General features: G+C 55.3%; 2 protein-coding genes. One reads left to right on the top strand and one right to left on the bottom strand.

Annotated features, from left to right (window positions below; translation table 11 throughout):
• Window positions 1-5: 5 nt before the first annotated feature.
• The gene (locus tag HX884_RS26460; RefSeq protein WP_000509966.1) at window positions 6-611 is read right to left on the bottom strand and encodes a recombinase family protein; all 606 of its coding nucleotides are present in this window, start codon (window positions 609-611) and stop codon (window positions 6-8) included.
• Between the two features lie 94 nt (window positions 612-705).
• Between HX884_RS26460 and HX884_RS26455 the strand changes: the two genes are divergently transcribed.
• Window positions 706-1,301 (top strand): DUF4158 domain-containing protein (locus HX884_RS26455; protein WP_178329035.1); only part of this gene is annotated, 596 nt, incomplete at its 3' end.

The raw sequence follows: 1,301 nt of genomic DNA, 5'->3' as shown, positions 1-1,301 counted from the left end.
ACACCCTAAGCGTTAGCTCTGTGTCGTTGCACGATGTCAGCGACGGTATTCTTGCTGATACCGAGCTCGCGTGCGATCCAGCGATAGCTGCGTCCCTCGGCCCTCATCGCAACCACCTTAGGCAAAAGTCGGTCTGATTTTGGTCGCACTCCGGCCTGACGACCAAGCCTCTTACCACGTGCCTTCGCAACAGCAAGGCCTGACTTGACCCGCTCGCTGATGAGATCCCGCTCAAACTCCGCAATGCCGGAAAGAAACGTCGCCAGCATTCGTCCATACGGCGACGAAAGATCGAACGCCATTCCATTCATGGCTATCACGGAAACCTTCCAGTTCTCCAGTTCACGTAGCGTATTGAGCAGATCGAGCGTCGAGCGCCCCCACCGGGAAAGCTCAGTGACCAGGATTGCATCAATTTGTCTGGACTGGGCAAGCGCCAGGACTTTCTTTCGCTCGGCCCGGTCGAGTTTAGTTCCTGAACCTGTTTCCTTAAATATTCCCACCACGTCGTAGCCGGCACGGCCGGCGAAGGCTCGCAGATCAAATTCCTGGCGTTCACAAGACTGATCCGCTGTTGAAACCCGGCAGTAAATGGCGGCACGATGTCCCAATTGAACCCTCCTGGATTTTTGTATCGGAACGCCCTGATTTATATGGGCTGGCTGTTGTCCAAAACAGACTATACTTCAAAAGGGACGAATTTGTATGTCACGACGCCATATTTTCACCGAACGGCAGCGAGCAGCGCTGTTCGATCTGCCCACGGACGAACTGTCGCTACTGAAGTTCTACACGCTGGGCGATGATGACCTGGAAAACATTAGGCAGCGCCGCAGACCGGAAAACAGGATTGGCTTTGCCCTGCAACTTTGTGCCTTACGATATCCGGGCCGTGCACTGGCTCCTGGTGAGATGATCCCGCGTGAAGTCCTTTCCTTCGTCGGTGCTCAGCTTGGAGTTCCGGCTGATGCGCTTCTCACTTATGCCACACGGCGCCAAACCCGTCAGCAGCACATGGACACGCTGCGCGAAATTTACGGCTACAAGACCTTCACGGGCCGTGGTGCCCGTGATCTGCGGGAGTGGACTTTCGGCCAGGCCGAAGATGCCAGATCAAACGAGGATCTTGCTCATCGTTTTATTGTGCGGTGTCGGGAAACTTCCACCATTCTGCCCGCAGTATCGACAATCGAGCGCTTGTGCGCGGATGCTCTGGTCGCCGCTGAGCGGCGGATTGAAACGCGGATTGCGGAAAATTTAACAGCGGATGTTCGCGATCACCTGGACAAACTTCTGAGTGA

The organism is Enterobacter sp. SECR19-1250, from assembly GCF_013391025.1.
GTDB lineage: Bacteria > Pseudomonadota > Gammaproteobacteria > Enterobacterales > Enterobacteriaceae > Enterobacter > Enterobacter cloacae.
This window is presented reverse-complemented; position numbering and strand designations above follow the sequence as displayed.